This is a genomic window from Telluria sp. PB2R4 (genome assembly GCF_059685695.1).
On sequence record NZ_JCASIC010000002.1, the window covers coordinates 467,620 to 487,902 of the forward strand.

General features: G+C 67.1%; 15 protein-coding genes. 13 read left to right on the top strand and 2 right to left on the bottom strand.

The genetic code is table 11. The annotated features are described in order from the left end of the window. The first annotated feature begins 30 nt into the window (after positions 1 to 30). Positions 31 to 5,247, top strand: a complete 5,217-nt coding sequence (locus AC56LU_RS05585) for a hybrid sensor histidine kinase/response regulator (protein ID WP_497174615.1) — start codon at positions 31 to 33, stop codon at positions 5,245 to 5,247. Here AC56LU_RS05585 and AC56LU_RS05590 read toward each other — a convergent pair. Beyond that, a complete protein-coding gene (locus AC56LU_RS05590; protein ID WP_497174616.1) occupies positions 5,240 to 6,703 on the bottom strand; it encodes a cryptochrome/photolyase family protein in 1,464 nt (487 codons plus the stop codon). The two genes, AC56LU_RS05585 and AC56LU_RS05590, sit on opposite strands and share 8 nt — an antisense overlap. A gap of 316 nt (positions 6,704 to 7,019) precedes the next feature. On the opposite strand from AC56LU_RS05590, the gene AC56LU_RS05595 reads away from it, so the two are divergent. The 7 genes from AC56LU_RS05595 (at position 7,020) to ilvD (ending at position 13,578) form a co-directional block, all read left to right on the top strand. After that, positions 7,020 to 7,634 carry a YqgE/AlgH family protein gene (locus tag AC56LU_RS05595; RefSeq protein WP_497174617.1) on the top strand — a complete coding sequence of 205 codons (615 nt, stop codon included), beginning with the start codon at positions 7,020 to 7,022 and terminating at the stop codon, positions 7,632 to 7,634. A 71-nt stretch (positions 7,635 to 7,705) separates the two neighbouring features. Continuing rightward, positions 7,706 to 8,035, top strand: a complete 330-nt coding sequence (gene ruvX / locus AC56LU_RS05600; protein WP_497174719.1) for a Holliday junction resolvase RuvX — start codon at positions 7,706 to 7,708, stop codon at positions 8,033 to 8,035. Positions 8,036 to 8,040: 5 nt separating this feature from the next. Next, complete coding sequence (gene pyrR / locus AC56LU_RS05605) at positions 8,041 to 8,586, top strand: bifunctional pyr operon transcriptional regulator/uracil phosphoribosyltransferase PyrR (RefSeq protein ID WP_497174618.1); 546 nt, start codon at positions 8,041 to 8,043, stop codon at positions 8,584 to 8,586. Next, the gene (locus tag AC56LU_RS05610; RefSeq protein WP_497174619.1) at positions 8,570 to 9,547 is read left to right on the top strand and encodes an aspartate carbamoyltransferase catalytic subunit; all 978 of its coding nucleotides are present in this window, start codon (positions 8,570 to 8,572) and stop codon (positions 9,545 to 9,547) included. Before pyrR ends, AC56LU_RS05610 begins: the two co-directional genes overlap by 17 nt. A gap of 11 nt (positions 9,548 to 9,558) precedes the next feature. Next, entirely contained in the window at positions 9,559 to 10,839 is a 1,281-nt protein-coding gene (locus AC56LU_RS05615) for a dihydroorotase (protein ID WP_497174620.1), read from the top strand. Positions 10,840 to 10,885: 46 nt separating this feature from the next. Further along, complete coding sequence (locus tag AC56LU_RS05620) at positions 10,886 to 11,623, top strand: lysophospholipid acyltransferase family protein (RefSeq protein WP_497174621.1); 738 nt, start codon at positions 10,886 to 10,888, stop codon at positions 11,621 to 11,623. 92 nt (positions 11,624 to 11,715) lie between these two features. Beyond that, positions 11,716 to 13,578: a dihydroxy-acid dehydratase gene (gene ilvD / locus AC56LU_RS05625; RefSeq protein WP_497174622.1), complete on the top strand. Its 1,863-nt coding sequence runs from the start codon at positions 11,716 to 11,718 to the stop codon at positions 13,576 to 13,578. Positions 13,579 to 13,704: 126 nt separating this feature from the next. On the opposite strand, the gene AC56LU_RS05630 is transcribed toward ilvD, so the two are convergent. Further along, positions 13,705 to 14,562: a symmetrical bis(5'-nucleosyl)-tetraphosphatase gene (locus tag AC56LU_RS05630; protein WP_497174623.1), complete on the bottom strand. Its 858-nt coding sequence runs from the start codon at positions 14,560 to 14,562 to the stop codon at positions 13,705 to 13,707. Positions 14,563 to 14,838: 276 nt separating this feature from the next. Here AC56LU_RS05630 and AC56LU_RS05635 point away from each other — a divergent pair, with 276 nt between their 5' ends. From AC56LU_RS05635 to waaA, 5 genes are all read left to right on the top strand, one after another. Beyond that, the gene (locus AC56LU_RS05635; RefSeq protein WP_497174624.1) at positions 14,839 to 15,948 is read left to right on the top strand and encodes an MraY family glycosyltransferase; all 1,110 of its coding nucleotides are present in this window, start codon (positions 14,839 to 14,841) and stop codon (positions 15,946 to 15,948) included. Positions 15,949 to 16,098: 150 nt separating this feature from the next. Beyond that, positions 16,099 to 16,428: an H-NS histone family protein gene (locus AC56LU_RS05640; protein WP_497174625.1), complete on the top strand. Its 330-nt coding sequence runs from the start codon at positions 16,099 to 16,101 to the stop codon at positions 16,426 to 16,428. Positions 16,429 to 16,620: 192 nt separating this feature from the next. After that, the gene (locus AC56LU_RS05645) at positions 16,621 to 18,003 is read left to right on the top strand and encodes a phosphomannomutase/phosphoglucomutase (protein WP_497174626.1); all 1,383 of its coding nucleotides are present in this window, start codon (positions 16,621 to 16,623) and stop codon (positions 18,001 to 18,003) included. Positions 18,004 to 18,013: 10 nt separating this feature from the next. After that, positions 18,014 to 19,006 carry a lipopolysaccharide heptosyltransferase I gene (waaC, locus tag AC56LU_RS05650; RefSeq protein ID WP_497174627.1) on the top strand — a complete coding sequence of 331 codons (993 nt, stop codon included), beginning with the start codon at positions 18,014 to 18,016 and terminating at the stop codon, positions 19,004 to 19,006. Beyond that, a complete protein-coding gene (waaA, locus tag AC56LU_RS05655) occupies positions 19,003 to 20,283 on the top strand; it encodes a lipid IV(A) 3-deoxy-D-manno-octulosonic acid transferase (protein ID WP_497174628.1) in 1,281 nt (426 codons plus the stop codon). Before waaC ends, waaA begins: the two co-directional genes overlap by 4 nt.

Consider the following 20,283-nt stretch of genomic DNA (forward strand, 5'->3'; position numbering starts at 1 on the left):
TCGCATCAAGAATCGTCGCACAAAGAACCCATGACCAAGCCTTCATCCCAGCGCATGCCTCTCTTCGATACCGGCCCCCTGTCCTGGGTGATCGGCGAGATCAGGGATGCATTGGGACGCTCGGGCATGGCCCTGCGCGACGCCGCCAACCGCAGCCTGGAGGCGCAGCCGACCCTGCTGCTGCACGCGAAGACCCACTTGCACCAGGCCAATGGCGCCCTGCAGATGGTGGACGTGGACGGCGTCGGCGTGCTCGCGGGCGCGGCCGAGCGCCTGATCGACGGCTTCAAGGATGGGCAGCCCGCCTGCACCCCGGACTCCGTCAAGGCGGTGCAGGATGCCTATGGGGCACTGGTCGAATACCTCGACGAGCTGCTCGGGGGCAGCCCGCAGCAGCCGGCGCGCCTGTTCCCTTATTACCGCGACCTGCAGGAGCAGCTGGGCGTCGAGCGCATCCACCCGTCCGACCTGCTGCCGCAAGACCTGGGCAAGGACGTGCAGCTGCACGCGCCGGCGGCGGCCGCGGCGCCGGATATCGCCGCCTGCCGCGCGCGCTTCGAGAAAGCGCTGCTGCCCTACCTGAAGAGCGGCGACCCGCAGCATGCGGCCGGCATGCGCGATGCGCTGGCGCCGATCGCGGCCAGCCAGGAAGATCCGCGCGCGCGCCTGTTCTGGGAGGCGCTGCGCGCCTTTGCCGGCGTGGTGGCCACGGGTGCGGTCGAGAGCGACCTGTATGTGAAGCAGCTGCTCGGCCATGTCAACATGCAGCTGCGCCGCCTGTCGCAGGGGCAGGGCGGCACGCCGGACGCGCTGCTGCGCGATGCGCTGTTCTTCGTCGCCGCGGCCGAAGGCGCGGCAAGCGAGCCGGACGCCGATGCCCAGCGCCTGCGCCGGGCCTGCGGCCTGGACGGCCTGGTGCCGCACGACTACGCCGCACGCCGCTACGGCCGCATCGACCAGGCCACGCTGCAGGAGGCGCGCGACGCCCTGGCCCGCACCAAATCGGACTGGGACCGCATCGCCACCGAGGGCGACCTCGAGGTGAAGGACGATTTCAACCAGCAGCTCTCGCGCCTGGCCGGCGCCAGCGAAAAGCTGGGCGCGCCGGCGCTGGCGCAGCTGATGCGCGAACTCGGACGCGCCGCGACCGATGCGATGCAGGCGGGCCGCAGCGACGACTTCGGGCTGGAAATGGCGGCCGCCATGCTGTTCGTCGAGAACGGCCTGGACCAGCTGCGCCAGCTGCCCGATGATTTTGCCGAGAATGCCGAAGCGGTCGGTGCGCGCCTGCTGGCGCTGGCCGCCGGCGAAACCCCGCCGGATGCCCCGCACTGGCAGGGCGAGCTGGCGCGCCAGATCCAGCAGGGCCAGACCGTGGCGGTGCTGGCCGGCGAGATCAAGGCCGGCCTGCGCCAGGTCGAGAAGCTGCTCGACGATTATTACGACAACCCCGGCAAGCGCGAGACCCTGGTCCAGGCCGAGCCGGTGCTGCACGGCTTGCTGGGCGCCCTGGCGATCCTCGACCAGGACCAGGCGGTGCAGGCCGTGCGCCACGTGGCCGGCGAGGTGCGTGTCCTGGCGGGCAGCGACGGCGATGTGACGGCGCAATCGAGCCTGCTGCACAACATCGCCCAGAACATCGGTGCGCTTGGCTTCTTCAGCGACCTGCTGGCGCAGAACGGCGAGGCGGCCAAGGGCCGCTTCAGCTTCGACCCGCACAAGCGCCTGTTGCTGGAGCTGCCCTTCGAATTCGTCGAGACCGCGCTGGAGCCCGCCGCCGTGCCGCAGGAGGCGCCCCAGGCGCAGGAAGCGACGATCGAATCGGAGCTGCTCGAGATCTTCATCCTCGAGGCGCAGGAAGTGCTGGGCCTGGTGCTGGAGACCTTGCCGCAGGCCGAAGACAATCCCGCCAGCCAGGAGACCCTGACGCTGCTGCGCCGCGCCTTCCACACGCTCAAGGGCAGCAGCCGCATGGTGAGCCTGGAGCGCTTCGCCGACGCCGCGGCCGCGGTCGAACGCGTCATGAACCTGTGGCTGTCCGAGGCGCGCAGCGCCACGCCCGCGTTGCTCGGACTGCTGCGCCAGGCGCACGCGGAACTCTCCAGCTGGGTGGCCGAGCTGGCGGCCAGCGGCAATTCGGCGCGCGACAGCGCGGCCATCGTGGCGCTGGCGGCCCGCGTGCAGGAGGGCGGAGAGACCGAAGAAGTGCCGACGCTCGACGACGTCATCGTGCCGGAACCGGCTCCGTCTCCCGACACCAAGCGCATCGGCGAACTCGAGATTCCGCGCGGCCTGTACACGGTCTACCTCGAGGAAGCCGAGACCCTGGTGCAGCTGCTGGCGCAGGACTTCGACTCCTGGCAGCTCGACCCGCAGCGACGCGCCTCGCAGGAAGCGCTGAAGGCGGCGCACACGCTGGGCGGCACCTCGTCCACGGTCGGCTACACCGCCCTGCACGACGTCGCCCATGCGCTCGAACTGGTACTGGAAAAACTGGCGGCGCCCGGCCCGCAGCTCGACGACGACGGACGCGCGCTGCTCGACGCGGCCCTGGCGCGCGCGGGCACGATGCTGCAGGTGTTCGCCCTGGGCGAACTGGCGCCATCCCAGCCCGACCTGATCGGCCAGCTCGGCACACTGCTCGAACGCCTGGCCAGCCAGCAGGCCGCCGCCGTGTACGGCGAAGCGGACCCGGCCCTGGCGCAGCAGCTCGACCGCCTGTTCGCCGCCGCCTACGGCGAGCTGCTGGCCGAGCCGCCGCCCGCCGACCTGGAAGAGCGCGCGCAGGAACAAGGCCAGGAACAGGGCCAGGAACAAGCGCAGGCCGGCGCGGCCAGCGAGATCGACGACCTGTTCGACAGCTTCGGCGACGACCCCTTCGCCGCCCCGGCGCTCGACCAGGCCGCACCCGCCGAACCGGAGCCCGTATTCGTTCCGGTCACGCCCGACGAAGCGGTGCTGGACGCGCCGCCCGAATCCGCGGTGGCCGAAGCTGAAGCGCAAGCGCAGCCGCAGCTGGAGAGTGCACCAACGCCCGCACCTGCGCCGGCGCCGACCGACAGCGACCTGGCCACCGGCGCCGCCTTCGGCGACGAACTCGACCCCGACCTGCTGCCGGTATTCCTGGAAGAGGGCGCCGACCTGTTCCCGCAGATCGGCAACGGCCTGCGCCAGTGGCAGCAGAATCCGCAAGACCACGCCATCGCGCAGGGCTTGCAGCGGGCATTGCACACGGTAAAGGGCAGCGCCCGCATGGCCGGCGCGATGCGCCTCGGCCAGCATACCCACGAGCTGGAAACCCAGATCGAGAACATGGTGCATGCCGGGACAAGCACCCCTGCGGCATTCGACGAACTGCTGGCGAACTACGACGGCGCCCTGCTTCTGTTCGAGCAGCTGCAGCAGCCCTCGAACGCGGCGCCCGCAGCTGCGGCAGCGCCGGCCCCCGCCGAGCAGCCGGGCAGCCGCGCCCCGCTGGTGCGGGTGCGCGCCGACATCCTCGACCGCGTCGTCAACCAGGCCGGCGAAGTGTCGATCACGCGCTCGCGCCTGGAAAACCAGGTGGGCTCGCTCAAGGGCGCGCTGTCGGACTTCTCGGAAAACCTCGACCGCCTGCGCCGCCAGATGCGCGAGATCGAGATGCAGGCCGAATCGCAGATCGCATCGACCCTGTCGATCGCCGGCGAGCAGAAATTCGACCCGCTCGAGTTCGACCGCTTCACGCGCCTGCAGGAACTGACGCGCATGATGGCCGAGAGCGTGAACGACGTGGAAGCCTTCCACGAAGGGCTGTCGCGCACGGTGGACAGCGCGGCCGACGACCTGGCGGCGCAGTCGCGCATGACCCGCGACCTGCAGCGCGACCTGATGCGGGTGCGCATGGTGCCGTTCGCGAACCTGTCCGAGCGCCTGTTCCGGGTGGCGCGCCAGACCGCCAAGGAACTCGAGAAGCGCGTCAACCTCGATATCCGCGGCGGCTCGGTGGAAATCGACCGCAGCGTGCTGGAACAGATGGCGGCGCCTTTCGAGCACCTGCTGCGCAATGCGATCGTGCACGGCATCGAAGCCCGTGCCGCGCGCGTCGACGGGGGCAAGCCCGAGACCGGCGAAGTGCTGGTGCAGGTGAGCCAGCACGGCAACGAGGTGGCGATCGTGTTCAGCGACGACGGCGCCGGGCTGGACCTGGCGCGCATCCGCCGCAAGGCGCGCGACCTGGGGCTGCTCGGGCAGGACGCCGAGGTGTCCGACCCCGAGGCCGCCGAACTGATTTTCGAACCCGGCTTCACCACCGCCGACACCCTCACCGAGCTGGCCGGCCGCGGCGTCGGCATGGACGTGGTGCGCTCCGAAGCGCAGGCGCTGGGCGGCCGCGTGGTGGTCTCGACCGAGCCGGGCAAGGGCACGCGCTTTTCGATCCACCTGCCCTTGACGCTCGCGGTGGCGCAAGTGGTGCTGGTCGCCAGCGGCGGGCGCACCCATGCGCTGCCGTCGACGCTGGTCGAGCAGGTGATGCAGGTGCGCGATACCGAGCTGGCCGCCGCGGAGGTTTCCGGGGCGATCGCGGTTTCAGGACAGCCGCATCCGCTGCATGCGCTGGATACGCTGCTGGGAGAACCGGCGGGCGGCGGCACGCTGCAGCGCCTGAATCCGGTGCTGGTCGTGCACGGCGCCGGCGGGCGCATCGCGCTGCGCGTGGACGAGGTGCTGGGCAACCGCGAGGTGGTGGTCAAGAACATCGGTCCGCAGCTGTCCCGGGTGCCGGGCATTGCCGGCGCCACGGTGCTGGGGACCGGCGAGATCGTGCTGATTCTCGATCCGGTGGCGCTGGCCCAGCGTCCCGCGGCGCCACGTGCGGGCGGAGCCGACGAGGCCGCGCAGCCGCAGCGCCCGACCATCATGGTGGTGGACGATTCGATCACGGTGCGCCGCGTGACCCAGCGCCTGCTGGAACGTGAAGGCTACCGGGTGATGCTGGCCAAGGACGGGATCGACGCGCTCGAGCAGATCGACGCGGCAAAGCCCGACCTGATGCTGGTGGATATCGAGATGCCGCGCATGGACGGCTTCGACCTGACGCGCGAAGTGCGCAACAACGACGCCACCCGCGCGATCCCGATCATCATGATCACCTCGCGTACGGCCGACAAGCACCGCAATGTCGCGCTGGGACTGGGCGTGAATGCCTACTTCGGCAAGCCCTACCAGGAGCCGGTGCTGCTGGCGGCGATTGAGAGTTTGCTTAGGTAGGGTGGGCGGCCCCAGCCTTCTTCAGCACCCCGAACCGCTCCAGCGTCCGCTTCCTCGCTTCGTCGTGTTCGACAACGGGCAGCGGATAGTCACGCCCCAGCAACACGCCCTTGTCCGCCAGCGCCTGCGTGTTCACCAGCCACGGCGCATGGATCTCCTTGGCGCCGAGCCGCTCCAGGGCCGGCACCCATTCCCGGATGAAGTCGCCGTGCGCATCGAAGCGCTGCGACTGCGTCACCGGGTTGAAGATCCTGAACCACGGCTGCGCATCGCAGCCGGTCGATGCCGCCCACTGCCAGCCGCCGTTGTTCGAGGCCAGCTCATAATCGTTCAGCTTCAGCGCGAAATAGCGTTCGCCGCGGCGCCAGTCGATCCCGAGGTCCTTGGTGAGGAAACTGGCCGTCACCATGCGCAGCCGGTTATGCATGAAACCGGTCCGGTTCAGCTGCGCCATCGCCGCATCCACCAGCGGATAGCCGGTGCGGCCTTCGCACCAGGCCGCGAATAACGCATCGGCCTCATCCCCGGTATCCCAGGCCAGCGCGTCGAAGGCCGGCTTGAACGATTGCGTCACTACCTGCGGGTGACGCGCCAAAATCATCGAATAGAAGTCGCGCCAGATGAGTTCCGACAGCCAGACCGAGGCGCCGGGACCGCCCAGGCCGGATTCCATCATCTGGCGCGCCGTGCGCACCAGGTGGCGGATCGAGGTCGTGCCGAAGCGCAGGTGGGTCGACAGGCGCGAGGTGCCGTCCTCGGCGGGGAAATCGCGCGCCGTGCCGTAGGCCGCCATGCGCGCTACGAAGCGCTCGAACAGTGCTTCCGCGCCTTCCATCCCCGCCGGCAGCGGCGGCGGCCCGGGCTCGAAGCCGATCTCGGCGAGCGAGGGCAAGCTGGCCGGCCCGGGCGGCGGCGCGAAAGCCTGCGCATAGGGATCGACCGGGTAGGCCGCCAGCGTCTCCGGCATCGCGGCCAGGCGCTTGAGCCAGGCATTCTTGTAAGGAGTAAACACCGAAAACGGTCCCTTGGCCAGCGTCAGCACCTCGTCCTGCTCGAAGATCACCTGATCCTTGAAACGCAGAAATTTCTTACTTTCGGCTGCGAGCCGTGCTTTCATCCGTGCGTCGCGTTCCACCGCGTCGGGTTCATAATCGGCACAGACGAACACCGCGTCGACATCCAGTTCGGTGGCGAGCGCGGGAACCACTTCAAGAGGGCGGCCCTGCCGCACGATCAGAAAACCGCCGAGCCGGCGCAGCTCGGCGTCGAGGCTCGCCAGGCTGGCGTGGATGAACCGCACACGGCGGTCGTCGCGCGGCAGCGGGTCGAGAATGTCGCTGTCATATACAAAAACGCAGTACACACAATTGGACGACGTCAAGGCCCGGTGGAGGGCTGCATGGTCGAATGCCCGCAAGTCGCGCCGGAACCAGACCAAAGAATTGCTCATATTCATCATCGTGTGCAGAGTCAAAGTGGCGGCCGATTTTACTGGGTAGGATTACTCCTAACGGATCTGTATTCATCGCAGGGCGGGTCAGACCCGGGTCGGTAAGGCGGGCGTGACGGGAAGCGGAAAGCGTATGCTGCGAGGCGCTTCCATGGGCTCAGGACCGATTCGGTGTAAACTATCGAAAAGCGTAATATTGTGTCGTGAACACTAAGTCGCAGGACCTGGCGGCCGGCCTACCGGTTGATCAACCAGAGTGAGCCCATGTGAGAGTTAGCGTATGAAAAAAAGCAAAGTTGGCAGCACTCTACCGATGCCCGGCATGCCACCGGAACACGACGAAGCGCTGGGAAAGATTGGCCCTGCTTCGTCCGGGCTGAACCTTGCTAATCATTTCCTGATCGCGATGCCCTCGATCCAGGATCCGATCTTCGGCGGCACCGTCGTCTACGTCTGCGAGCACAACGAAAAAGGCGTGCTCGGCGTCGTCATCAACAAGCCGACCGACATGACGATGGAAGTGCTGTTCGACCGCGTCGACCTGAAGCTGTCGCCGGGCCTGCGCTCCTCGGTGGTGGAGCAGCCGATCATGTTCGGCGGTCCGGTGCAGGACGACCGCGGCTTCGTGCTGCATTCGCCGGGCGGACGCTTCTCGTCCTCGCTCACGGTGACCGACGACGTCGCCTTCACGACCTCGATCGACGTGCTGGAGGCGGTCGCCAGCGGCGCCGGCCCGGCCCGCATGCTGGTGTCGATCGGCTATGCCGGCTGGAGCCCGGGTCAGCTCGAGGAAGAACTTTCTCGCAACGGCTGGCTCACCGTGGGCGCCGACGCCAAGGTCCTGTTCGACCTGCCGATCGACGAACGCTATACCGCCGCCATCAAACTGCTGGGGATCGACCCTCTCATGCTTGCTACTGAAGCTGGCCATGCGTAACGGGGGCTTCGAACCTCGTGGTTGACATCGTTTTTGGTTTTGATTTTGGTGTCAAGCGCATCGGCATTGCCATGGGCAATACCCTCACTGGGCAGGCCCAGCCTTTGACGGTCATCAAGGCCATCGACAATGCCACCCGTTTCCAGGTCATCGGCGAACTCATCGAACAATGGAAGCCGGCGCGCCTCATCGTGGGCGAACCGCGCCATCCCGACGGCGCCGAGCACGACATGACCCTGCGCAGCCGGCGCTTCGCCAACCAGCTCCACGGCCGCTTCAGCCTGCCTGTCGAACTCGTCGACGAGCGTTATTCCTCCGTCGTCATCCCGCAAAAGCGCGGCGAGATCATCGACGCCAAGGCGGCCGCCATCATTTTGCAACAATACTTTGACGCTCATTGACCCTCATGCCAACATCTAACCAAGCGTACGACGCGGAAGCGCTGTACCGCGAACTGCTGGGCCAGGTCCGCGCCGGACTGGCCGGCGTGCCCGACGCCGCCATCGTCGGCATCCATTCGGGTGGCGCCTGGCTGGCCGAGCGCCTGGCGCGCGACCTCGACCTCACCGCGCGTTTCGGCACCATCGACGTTTCGTTCTACCGCGACGACTATGCCAAGAAGGGCCTGCACCCGGACGTGAAACCGACCCACATCCGCTTCCCGGTGGACGGGGCCACGGTGGTGCTGGTGGACGACGTGCTGCAGACCGGCCGCACCACGCGCGCCGCGATCAACGTGCTGTTCGACTACGGTCGCCCGGCCTGCATCCGCCTGGCGGCCCTGGCCGACCGCGGCGGGCGCGAGCTGCCGGTGGCGCCCGACTATGTCGGCACCCGCGCCGAGCTGGCGCCCAGGCAGTCGCTGTGCCTGCAGCGCGGCGACGACGGCCAACTTTCGCTGACCATTGAAGAAGATTCGTCCCCATCTGCCGACCATGCCGAAACTGTTTAATAACCCGCAACTGAACAAGAACGGCGAGCTGCAGCACCTGCTCACCATCGAAGGCCTGCCCAAGTCGGTCATCAACCACATCCTCGACACCGCGTCGAGCTTCGTGGGCATCTCGGACCGCGAGGTCAAGAAGGTGCCGCTGATGCGCGGGAAAAGCGTGTTCAACCTCTTCTTCGAGAACAGCACGCGCACCCGTACCACCTTCGAGATCGCGGCCAAGCGCCTGTCGGCCGACGTCATCAACCTGAACATCCAGGCCTCGTCGGCCAGCAAGGGCGAGTCGCTGCTGGACACCATCGACAACCTGTCGGCCATGCACGCCGACATGTTCGTGGTGCGCCATGCGCAGTCGGGCGCGCCCTACCTGATCGCCAAGCACCTGGTCGAGACCAACCAGTCGCACGTGCACGTGGTAAACGCCGGCGACGGCCGCCATGCGCACCCGACCCAGGGCCTGCTCGACATGTACACGATCCGCCATTACAAGAAGGATTTCACCAACCTGCGGGTGGCGATCGTCGGCGACATCCTGCACAGCCGGGTGGCGCGTTCGGACATCCACGCGCTGACCACGCTCGGCGTGCCGGAAGTGCGCGCCATCGGCCCGCACACGCTGCTGCCGGGCGGCCTGGCCGAAATGGGCGTGCGCACCTTCACCAGCATGGACGAGGGCCTGAAGGACGTCGACGTCATCATCATGCTGCGCCTGCAGAACGAACGCATGAGCGGCGCGCTGCTGCCGTCGGCGCAGGAATACTTCAAGAGCTACGGCCTGACCCCGGAACGCCTGGCGCTGGCCAAGCCGGACGCGATCGTGATGCATCCGGGCCCGATGAACCGCGGCGTCGAGATCGACTCGGCGGTGGCCGACGGCAGCCAGGCGGTGATCCTGCCGCAGGTAACCTTCGGCATCGCGGTACGGATGGCAGTGATGAGCATTTTGGCGGGAGGCAGGGCGTGAAATTGGCAAGGATGAAACTTCATATCAAGAACGGGCGCGTGATCGACCCGGCGAACGGCATCGACCAGGTCGCGGACCTCTTTATCGCCGATGGCGTCATTGCCGCCCTCGGCACTGCTCCCGACGGTTTTGTCGCCGACCAGACCATCGATGCCAGCGGCCTGGTGGTCGCGCCCGGCCTGGTCGACCTGTCCGCGCGCCTGCGCGAGCCGGGCTATGAATACAAGGCGACGCTGGAATCCGAGATGAAGGCGGCAATGCAGGGCGGCGTGACCACCCTGGTGTGCCCGCCGGACACCGACCCGGTGCTGGACGAGCCGGGCCTGGTGGAAATGCTCAAGCACCGCGCGCGCATCCTGGACCAGGCCAACGTGCACCCGCTGGGCGCGCTGACCATGGGCCTGAAGGGCCAGGCGCTCACCGAGATGGCTGAGCTGACCGAAGCCGGCTGCATCGGCTTCTCGCAGGCCGAGGAACCGGTGCTGGACACCACCGTGCTGCTGCGCGCCATGCAGTACGCAAAAACCTTCGGCTACACCGTATGGCTGCGCCCGCAGGACGCCCACATCGGCCGCGGCGGCGTGGCCCACAGCGGGCCGCTGGCCTCGCGCCTGGGCCTGTCGGGCGTGCCCGTCATGTCCGAGACCATCGCCCTGCACACCATTTTTGAGCTGATGCGTGCCACCGGCGCGCGCGTGCACCTGTGCCGCATGTCATCCAGCGCCGGGCTCGAGCTGGTGCGCGCCGCCAAGAAGGAGGGCCTGGCGGTGAGCTGCGACGTCGGCGTGCACCACCTGCACATGACCGACGCCGACATCGGCTTCTTCGACCCCAACGCGCGCTTCAACCCGCCGCTGCGCAGCCAGCGCGACCGCGACGCGATCCGCAACGCGCTGCTGGACGGCACCGTGGACGCGGTCTGCTCGGACCACACCCCGGTGGACGACGACGAGAAGCTGCTGCCTTTCGCCGAAGCGACGCCGGGCTCCACCGGCCTGGAGCTGCTGCTGGCCCTGAGCCTGAAGTGGGCGCAAGAGCAGGACAGCGACAAGGCGCTGGCGCAGGCCCTGGACAAGGTGACATCGAGCGCGGCGCGCGTCGCCGGCCTGCCGGCCGGTACGCTGTCGGTGGGCGCGGCGGCCGACGTGGTGGTGTTCGATCCGGAGGCGCGCTGGAAGGTCGAGCGCAAGGCGCTGGCCAGCCAGGGCAAGCACACGCCTTTCCTCGGCTACGAGCTGGCCGGGCAGGTGCGTGCGACGCTCGTGCGCGGCCGCGTGGCTTTCCAGCGCTGAGCGGCGCGGGCGGCGCCCGCCGCCCGCATGCCTTTAATTTAACGTCGTGAAGCTCAAACTTGCTCTGCGCCTGGCGCGCGTCATGGTCCACCTGGTGGCGGGCCTGGCGACCTGCGCGCTGGTGTTTCCGCTCGTTTCGCTGCGCGCGCGCGAGCGGCTCACCCGGCGCTGGTCGCGCAAGCTGCTCGGCCTGTGCCGCGTCACGGTCGAGCAGGTGGACGGTGCAACTATCCTCGAACACGCACTGATCGTCGCCAACCACGTCTCCTGGCTCGACATCTTCGTCATCAACGCGCTGCATCCCTGCCGTTTCGTGGCCAAGGCCGAGATCCGCGCCTGGCCGGTCCTCGGCTGGCTGGCGGCCGGCGCCGGCACCGTGTTCATCGCGCGCGGCAACCGGCGCGAGCTGCGCCACATCTTCAAGGGCCTGGTCACGGTCTTGCAGGAGGGCCAGCGCGTCGCCCTGTTCCCGGAGGGAACCACGTCGATCCAGGGCGAAGTGCTGCCTTTCCACGCCAACCTGTTCGAAGCCGCCATCGACGCGAAGGTGGCGGTGCAGCCCTACGCGCTGTCGTATGTCGACGCGCGCGGGGAGTTGCACCGCTCGGTCGACTACGTCGGCGACACGACCTTCGTGGACAGCCTGTTCACGATCCTGGAGGGCGAACCGGTGCGCGCGCGCCTGCAGGCCCTGGCGCCGATCGAGGCAGCTGGCGCCCATCGCCGCGAGCTGGCGCAGGCGGCACACGATGCCGTCGCCGCCGCGCTCTGCTGTGATATGTAAAACGTATCACAGGGCACTAAATCATATACTGGACAACTCACAGCCGCGGTGGCACGCTGGTGCATTGATTGTTGCCGCTTGAGGAGACCAGCATGCCCACCTACCGTTCCCGCACCACCACCCAGGGCCGCAACATGGCCGGCGCCCGTGCCCTGTGGCGCGCCACCGGCATGAAGGATGGCGACTTCGAAAAACCGATCATCGCGGTGGTGAACTCCTTCACCCAGTTCGTGCCCGGCCACGTGCACCTGAAGGACCTGGGCCAGCTGGTGGCGCGCGAGATCGAAGCGGCCGGTGGCGTGGCCAAGGAATTCAACACCATCGCCGTGGACGACGGCATCGCCATGGGCCACGGCGGCATGCTGTACTCGCTGCCCTCGCGCGACCTGATCGCCGACTCGGTCGAGTACATGGTCAATGCGCACTGCGCCGACGCCATGGTCTGCATCTCGAACTGCGACAAGATCACGCCCGGCATGCTGATGGCCGCGATGCGCCTGAACATCCCGGTGGTGTTCGTCTCGGGCGGTCCGATGGAAGCGGGCAAGGTGGTCAAGGTGGTCAACAATGACCGCAAGATCATCAAGCTCGACCTGGTCGACGCCATGATCCAGGCCGGCGACAGCAAGGTGTCGGACGCCGATGTGGCGGAGGTCGAGCGCTCGGCCTGTCCGACCTGCGGCTCGTGCTCGGGCATGTTCACGGCGAATTCGATGAACTGCCTGACCGAGGCGCTGGGTCTGTCGCTGCCGGGCAACGGCACCGTCCTCGCCACCCACTCGGACCGCAAGGAGCTGTTCCTGCGCGCCGGCCGCCTGATCGTGGAGATCGCCAAGCGCCACTACGAACAGGACGATTATTCGGTGCTGCCGCGCTCGATCGCCACCAAGGCGGCGTTCGAGAACGCGATGGCGCTCGACGTCTCGATGGGCGGCTCCACCAACACCGTGCTGCACATGCTGGCGGCGGCGCACGAAGCCGGCGTGGAATTCACGATGGCCGACATCGACCGCATCTCGCGCCTGGTGCCCTGCCTGTGCAAGGTGGCGCCGATGACCGACAAGTACCACATCGAAGACGTGCACCGCGCCGGCGGCATCTTCGCGATCCTGGGCGAGCTGGCGCGCGCCGGGCTGTTCGACACCTCGCTGCCGACCGTGCACAGCGCCACGTTTGAAGCGGCGATCGAGAAGTTCGACATCAAGCGCAGCGACGACCCGGACGTCCACCAGCTGTTCCGCGCGGCGCCGGGCGGGGTGCCCACCCAGGTCGCGTTCTCGCAGTCCGAGCGCTTCGACTCGAACGACCTGGACAGGAGCAACGGCTGTATCCGCGACCGCGCGCACGCCTATTCGCAGGACGGCGGCCTGGCGGTCCTGTACGGGAACATCGCGGAGAAGGGCTGCATCGTCAAGACCGCGGGCGTGGACGAGAGCATCCTCAGGTTTTCCGGCAAGGCGCGCGTGTTCGAGAGCCAGGACGCGGCGGTCGAGGGCATCCTGGGTGACACGGTCGCGGCAGGCGACGTGGTCATCATCCGCTACGAAGGCCCGAAGGGCGGGCCGGGCATGCAGGAGATGCTGTACCCGACCTCGTACATCAAGTCCAAGGGCCTCGGCAAGGCCTGCGCGCTGTTCACGGACGGGCGCTTCTCGGGCGGCTCCTCGGGCCTGGTGATCGGCCACGCCTCGCCGGAAGCGGCCGAGGGCGGGGCGATCGGGCTGGTGGAGGAGGGCGACATCATCGACATCGACATCCCGGCGCGCACCATCAACCTGCGCGTCAGTTTCGAGGAGCTGGCGCACCGCCGCGGCAAGATGGAAGACCGCGGGGCGGACGCCTGGCAGCCGGTGGGGCGCGAGCGCTATGTCTCGCAGGCGCTGCAGGCGTATGCGGCGCTGACCACGTCGGCGGACCGCGGCGCGGTGCGCGATCTCTCGCAACTCAAGCGTTAATTAGTAGCGTGGGCGGCTCTGCCGCCCACGCGTTCAACTATCGGACGCTCTGCCGCAACGCTTGCGCGGACTGAACGCGTGGGCAGGAAACCTGCCCACGCTACAAAACCCGTCCGCGAACGGGCATCACTTTTTACCGCTGTGCTCCCGATACTCGGGACAATCCACCTGCAACAGCGAGCGGTCGTCCAGGCACACCGCCGTCAGCTTCCCGCCCCACACGCAGCCGCTGTCGAGCCCCACCAGGTTCGGCCGCAACACCAGTCCCAGCGCGGACCAGTGCCCGAACACCACGGTCACGTCGCGGGTGCGCCGCTGCGGCAGGTCGAACCAGGGCAGCAGCCCCGACCCTTCCGGCCCATTCTCGCTTTCCTTGTGCAGGAAATCCATGCGGCCGCTCGGGGCGCACAGGCGCATGCGCGTGAGCGCGTTGACGATGCAGCGCAGCCGCGCGATGCCGCGCAGGCTGTCGTCCCACTGGTCCGGCTGGTTGCCGTACATGTCGCGCAGGAAGTCGATCCAGCCGTCGCCACGCAGCACGCTTTCCACTTCGTGCGCCAGCGCCATGGTCTGGGCCGCGTCCCACTCGGGCGCGACGCCTGCGTGCACCAGCAGGTGCGCATCGACGAACATCGCCAGCGGGCGCTGACGCAGCCACCCGATCAGCGCATCGCGGTCGGGCGCCGCCAGGATCTCGTCGAGCGTGTCGGAGCGGCTGACGCGCTGCGCGCCGACCGCCACCGCGATCAGGTGCAGGTCGTGGTTGCCGAGCAGGGCTTCGACGCGGCCGGGATGCGCTTCGGACAATGCCTTCATGCGGCGCAGCGCCGTCAGCGAATCGGGACCGCGGTTGATCAGGTCGCCGACGAACAGGATGCGCGGCTGCGCCTGGCCGTGCCGCTGCGCGTCCTCGGCGATGCGCTCGATCAGGAGTTGGGCTTCGTGGGCGCAGCCCTGCAGGTCGCCGATGGCATAGGTTCTCATGTTGTTTTTATCGAAGTGGGGTGATGCGAAGACCGCTGTGCCGATACTAAATGATTTCGTGCAGCGGCGCAGCGGCGCCATCATACGCTGCGTGCGCAGCGATCGAACATGCGCGAATTTGATCCAGTCGAACGACGCGCCGGAGATTCGTATTTTGGGTCCGAAGCACCTCATCTATTCCGGTACAATGTGCAGCATTCCAGATAAGAGTGCCGTGGTTTTTTCGCGGAGTCGACGGCGGAAACGACTCACCATAATTGCACCGAAAGAATAATAATGTTCTCCTTTTTTGTCAGTTTCGTATCCTGTGCGCTGCTGACCCTGCTAGTGATTAAGTATGCGAAGCGCAATGGCACCGCGCTCGACACAGATTATGGCGGCGTGCAGAAGTTCCATACCCATCTCGTTGCGCGCATCGGCGGAGTGCCGCTCTTTCTCGGTGTCTTATTCGCCGCCGCGATTTCCACATTGCGCGAACCGGCACTCGGAACGTGGTTCGCATCCTTGCTCGGGTGCGCCTGCATCGCCATGGCGGGCGGCATCGTCGAAGACTATACCGGCCGCGTTTCGCCGGCGCGCCGGCTGCTGCTCACGATGCTCGCCGCACTGTTCGCCTATTACCTGCTCGGTGCGAAACTCGTGCGCCTCGACCTGCCCTGGGGCGTGCTGCCGCTGCAATTGAATCTCATCGTGCTGCCGCTGACCGTGCTCGCGGTGGCGGGCATCGCGAATGCCGTGAATATCATCGACGGCTTCAATGGCCTGGCCAGCATGGTCAGTATTTGCATGCTGCTGTCGCTGGCGTATGTGGCGCTGCAGGTGGGCGATATGTTCGTGCTGGTGACCGCACTGATCGTGGCCGGCGCCACTGCCGGTTTCCTGATCTGGAATTATCCGGTCGGCCTGATCTTCCTCGGCGACGGCGGCGCCTACTTCCTCGGTTTCATGCTCGGCGAACTGGCGCTGCTGCTGGTGATGCGCAATCCCGGCGTGTCCACCTGGTATGCCGCGCTGCTGCTGATTTATCCCGCATTCGAAACGATATTCTCCGCCTACCGCCGCATGTTCGTGCGCGGTAAATCACCGGCTCTGCCGGACGGTATTCATCTGCATAGTTTGATATTCCGCCGTATCGTGCAATGGACGGTCGGGCCGCGCGAAGCGCGCGCACTGATGAAGCGGAACGCGCGCACCTCGCCTTATTTATGGCTGTTTTCGCTGATGGCCGTGATTCCCGCGACCGTGTTCTGGAAAAACACCGGAGTGCTCATCTTCTTCAGTTTGTTGTTTATAATCAGTTACCTCTGGTTATATGCGCGTATTGTTCGATTTAAGTCGCCACGCTGGCTTTTTCTTCACAAGAAAAAGCGTAATTCAGATGTTTAATGTTAGTATGTCGCGACATTTGGTGAGTATCTCGCCGTGCTGTTTCAAAGTTTAGAGCGTCTAACAAAGCCCTCCGGGCGATACAAGGCAGCAATGAGGTTTTTGTTAGGCGCTCTGGTTTTAACCTTTCACTGATACGAGGGAATGACGATGGATCTGTCCAATATGTCCGTAGGCGATTTGCGCAACCTGCAGGAGCAAATCAAGCAGGAGATGAAAACGCGCGAAGTCCAGGAAGTGCAAAAGGCGCGCGAACAGATTCTGGCGATCGCGCAGAGCGTTGGCGTGCCCCTCAAGGACCTGCTTGCAACCGGCGGCCGTGGTGCCGGCAAGGGAAATTCGACCAAGGGCAATACCGTGGCCGTGCGTTATCGCCATCCGGACAATGCATCGCAGCAGTGGACCGGCCGTGGCCGCCAGCCGAAGTGGGTCAAGGAATGGGTCGAAGGCGGCAAGTCGCTCGACAAGCTGCGCGTCTGATCGTTCCGGCCGGTTGATCCGGCCTCGTTAATACCGGCGCAAGCGGCCCGTCCGATTCCCCAAGGACGCCGCTTGCCGCTACAATACCCAGGTTTGTCATTCCTCCAAGTTTCATACCGATAATTCGGCGTCGACGCCTGCCGCGTCTCTGGCTGCTTTTGCATGCCCGCGCCCCAGCTTTCCAAGGACATCATGGTTGCTCTCTCCAAAACGATCTTCAAAGCCTATGACATTCGCGGCGTCATCGACAAGACGCTGGACGAAGGGATCGCTCGCCACATCGGCCGCGCGTTTGGCGCCGCCGCCCTGGCGAAGGGAGAGCGCAAGGTCGTGATCGGCCGCGACGGCCGCCTGTCGGGTCCCGGCCTCACGGCCGCGCTGGGCGAAGGCCTGCGCGACGCCGGCGTGGACGTGATCGATCTCGGCATGGTCGCGACCCCGATGGTGTATTTCGGTACCAACGTGCTCGACACCCGCTCCGGCATCATGGTCACCGGCAGCCACAACCCGCCGGACTACAACGGCTTCAAGATGGTGATGGCGGGCGAGGCGATCCATGGCGACGCCATCCTGGCGCTGCACGACAGTATCGCCGCATACGACGGCAAGATTGCCGAACAGCGCGGCGCCTACGCCACCCACGACATTAGCAAAGCCTACCTCGAGCGCATCATTGGCGACGTCAAGATCGCGCGCCCGATCAAGATCGCGGTCGACTGCGGCAACGGCGTGGCCGGCGCCTTTGCCGGCGACCTGTACCGCGGCATGGGTTGCGAAGTCGTCGAACTGTTCTGCGACGTGGACGGCCACTTCCCGAACCACCACCCGGACCCGGCGCACCCGGAAAACCTGCAGGACCTCATCAAGGCCCTGCAGGATACCGACGCCGAGATCGGCCTGGCCTTCGACGGCGACGGCGACCGCCTGGGCATCGTCACCAAGGACGGCCAGATCATCTTCCCCGACCGCCAGATGATGCTGTTCGCCAGCGACGTCTTGTCGCGCAACCCGGGCGCCGAGATCCTGTACGACGTCAAGTGCACCCGCCACCTCGCTCCCTGGATCGAGAAAGCCGGCGGCCGGCCGCTGATGTGGAAGACCGGCCACTCGCTGGTCAAGGCCAAGCTCAAGGAAACCGGCGCCCCGCTGGGCGGCGAGATGAGCGGCCACATCTTCTTCAAGGACCGCTGGTACGGCTTCGACGACGGCCTGTACGCCGGCGCGCGCATGCTCGAGATCCTGACCAAGGAGGCTGATCCGTCGGCACTGCTCAACAGCCTGCCGATCGCCAGCAGCACCCCGGAACTGCACCTGCACCTGAAAGAGGGCGAGAACTTCACCCTGATCGACAGCCTGCGCGCCAACGCCACCTTCCCGACCTCCGAGAAAATCAACGGCATCGACGGCCTGCGCGTGGAATACGCGGACGGCTTCGGCCTGGCGCGTTCGTCGAACACGACGCCGGTGGTGGTGCTGCGTTTCGAGGGCGAGAACCCGGAAGCCCTGGCACGCATCCAGGACGAGTTCAAGAAGGTGATCCTGGCCGCCAAGCCGGACGCCGAACTGCCGTTCTAAGGATGCAGATTTGAAGATCCTGCTGGTGCGCGTGTCGTCGCTGGGCGACGTACTGCACAACCTGCCGATGGTGGCCGACATCCTGCGCCACCATCCCGGCGCCACCATCGACTGGGTGGTGGAAGAGGGCTACACCAGCCTGGTGCGCCTCAACCCGCACGTTCGCAAGATCATCCCGTGGGCGCTGCGGCGCTGGCGCAAGAGTCTCGGCAAGGCCCAGACGCGGGCCGAGATCAAGGCCTTCTTCTCCAGCTTGCGCGAAGAAGAATACGACTTCGTGTTCGACACCCAGGGCCTGCTCAAGACCGGCGTGATCATGGGCGCCGCCCGCGTGCGCAAAGGCGGCAAGAAGGTCGGCCTGGCCAACGGCAGCGAAGGCTCGGGCTACGAGGGCATCTCGCGCATCTTCCACACCGACAGCATTCCACTCGACCCGCGCACGCACGCCGTGGCGCGCGGCCGCATGGTGGCCGGCGCCGCGCTGGGTTATGCGGCCGGTTATGTCGCCGATACCCCGCCCGATTTCGGGCTGCCGCCGCCCCAATCCAGCACGCGGCCGAGCTTCCTGCCGGCGGAGGATTACGCCGTATTCTTCCACGGTACCGCGCGCGACGCCAAGAAGTGGCCGCATGCCGACTGGATCGAACTGGGACGCGCGCTGGCGCCGATGCCGGTGCTGTTGCCCTGGGGCTCGCCACCGGAAATGCAGGAGGCCGAGGCGCTGGCCAGCAGCCTGCCGAACGCGCGCGTGCTGCCCAGGCTGTCGATGATGGATGCCGTCGCCGTGGCCCAGCACGCCCGGCTGGCGGTCGGCGTCGACACCGGCCTGACCCACATCGCCGCCGCTTTTGTCCGCCCCACGGTCGAGATCTACTGCGATTCGCCGAAGTGGAAGACCGAGGGCAACTGGTCGGACAAGATCCTCAACCTCGGCGACCTGGGCGCGCCGCCCTCGAGCGCCGACGTGATCGCCGCCGCACGCCGCCTGCTGGAGGCCGTGTGAATCGTTGGCTGTACTCGCTGGCCTGGTGGCTGGCGCTGCCGCTCGTGCTGGGGCGCCTGTGGTGGCGCGGCCGCAAGGAGCCGGGCTACCGCGCCCACTGGGCCGAGCGCCTGGGCTTTCCCGATGCCGCGCCATCGCGCCGCCCGACCCTGTGGGTGCATGCCGTCTCGGTCGGCGAGACCCGCGCCGCCGAGCCCCTGGTCGAGGCACTGCTGAAAGAATATCCCGACTCCCGCATCCTGCTCACCCACATGACGCCGACCGGGCGCGCCACTGGTCACGCGCTGTTCAGCCGCCATGGCGAGCGCGTGGTCCAGTCCTACCTGCCTTACGACACCGGCTTCATGGTGGGGCGCTTCCTGCGCGGCTTCCGGCCACGCGTGTGCATCCTGATGGAAACCGAGGTGTGGCCGAACCTGATCGCCGGCTGCGCAGGCAGCGGGGTGCCGGTGGCGCTGGTGAATGCGCGCCTGTCGGAGCGTTCACTGCGGCGCGGCCAGAAAATGGGCGCCCTGATGATGGACGCGGCGCACGCCATCACGCTGGTGGCGGCGCAGACCGACGCGGACGCCGCGCGTGTCCGCTCGCTCGGCGCGCCGCGGGTCGAGGTCACGGGCAGCATCAAGTTCGACGTGGTGCCGCCGCAGGCCGCGCTGGATAAAGGGGCGTGGCTGCGCGCGCAGATCGGCGCGCGCCCCGTGTTCCTGTGCGCCAGCACGCGCGAGGGCGAGGAAGCCCTGATCCTGGACGCCTGGCTGCGCGCCGCCGACAAGCCGGCCGGGGCGCTGCCGGCGACGCTTCTCGTGATCGTGCCGCGCCATCCGCAGCGCTTCGACGAGGTCGAGAAGCTGGTCGCGGCGCGCGGCCTGTCCGTGCTGCGGCGCTCGCGCATCGAGGCGTGGATCGGCCAGGCCGACGTCCTGCTGGGCGACTCGATGGGCGAAATGTTCGCCTACTTCGCCGCCTGCGACTGCACCTTCATCGGCGGCAGCCTGCTGCCGCTGGGCGGCCAGAACCTGATCGAGGCTTGTGCCCTGGGCAAGCCGGTGCTGGTCGGCGAACACACGTTCAATTTCGCCCAGGCGACCGACGAGGCGGTGCTGGATGGCGCGGCCCTGCGCGTGCCCGACGCCGATGCGCTGGTGGCAGCGGCGCTGCGCCTGCTCGAGGACGAGGCGGCACGCGCCGGCATGGGTGCGCACGCGCTTGCGTTCGCAGGCCGCCACCGCGGCGCCACCCTGCGCACTGTTGAACTCTTGCGACGCCTTATCCGGTAG

What these genes read in the sequence shown, in the direction of transcription:
- AC56LU_RS05585 (WP_497174615.1), top strand. Translation starts at nt 31, where the DNA reads ATGACCAAGCCTTCATCCCAGCGCATGCCTCTCTTCGATACCGGCCCC.
- AC56LU_RS05590 (WP_497174616.1), bottom strand. Translation starts at nt 6,703, where the DNA reads ATGAATATGAGCAATTCTTTGGTCTGGTTCCGGCGCGACTTGCGGGCA.
- AC56LU_RS05595 (WP_497174617.1), top strand. Translation starts at nt 7,020, where the DNA reads ATGCCACCGGAACACGACGAAGCGCTGGGAAAGATTGGCCCTGCTTCG.
- ruvX (WP_497174719.1), top strand. Translation starts at nt 7,706, where the DNA reads ATGGGCAATACCCTCACTGGGCAGGCCCAGCCTTTGACGGTCATCAAG.
- pyrR (WP_497174618.1), top strand. Translation starts at nt 8,041, where the DNA reads ATGCCAACATCTAACCAAGCGTACGACGCGGAAGCGCTGTACCGCGAA.
- AC56LU_RS05610 (WP_497174619.1), top strand. Translation starts at nt 8,570, where the DNA reads ATGCCGAAACTGTTTAATAACCCGCAACTGAACAAGAACGGCGAGCTG.
- AC56LU_RS05615 (WP_497174620.1), top strand. Translation starts at nt 9,559, where the DNA reads ATGAAACTTCATATCAAGAACGGGCGCGTGATCGACCCGGCGAACGGC.
- ilvD (WP_497174622.1), top strand. Translation starts at nt 11,716, where the DNA reads ATGCCCACCTACCGTTCCCGCACCACCACCCAGGGCCGCAACATGGCC.
- AC56LU_RS05630 (WP_497174623.1), bottom strand. Translation starts at nt 14,562, where the DNA reads ATGAGAACCTATGCCATCGGCGACCTGCAGGGCTGCGCCCACGAAGCC.
- AC56LU_RS05635 (WP_497174624.1), top strand. Translation starts at nt 14,839, where the DNA reads ATGTTCTCCTTTTTTGTCAGTTTCGTATCCTGTGCGCTGCTGACCCTG.
- AC56LU_RS05640 (WP_497174625.1), top strand. Translation starts at nt 16,099, where the DNA reads ATGGATCTGTCCAATATGTCCGTAGGCGATTTGCGCAACCTGCAGGAG.
- AC56LU_RS05645 (WP_497174626.1), top strand. Translation starts at nt 16,621, where the DNA reads ATGGTTGCTCTCTCCAAAACGATCTTCAAAGCCTATGACATTCGCGGC.